1 protein-coding gene is annotated in these 271 nt (G+C 71.2%); it reads left to right on the forward strand.

Annotation, left to right across the window (positions count from 1 at the left end; genetic code table 11):
* Window positions 1-49: 49 nt before the first annotated feature.
* Window positions 50-271: hypothetical protein (locus tag SB753_RS37390; RefSeq protein ID WP_410805191.1), on the forward strand; the 222-nt coding region annotated here is incomplete at its 3' end.

Raw genomic sequence — 271 nt, forward strand, 5'->3', positions numbered from 1 at the left:
GGCAGGGCACGACACCGCCGCGGGGATGCTCGGAGCCATACGAGCGACCGTGTCGATCACCGTCCCCGTGATGTCGCTGATCGGCGCGAGCACTGTGCCGGCCGAACTCGACGGGTGCATCCCGATCGACATCCGCACCGCGCAGTTGCTCGCCGGCACGGCGGCCGGGTGGGATCGCGTCCTGACACACCCGATCACCGGAGCGCTTCTCGCGGTCGACCGCTACCGGCCCTCCGCCGCGGTGAGACGACACCTCACGGCCCGAGACCAG

Origin of the sequence: Paraburkholderia sp. SIMBA_053, assembly GCF_046534895.1 — a bacterium.
Classification (GTDB): Bacteria; Pseudomonadota; Gammaproteobacteria; order Burkholderiales; family Burkholderiaceae; genus Paraburkholderia; species Paraburkholderia caledonica.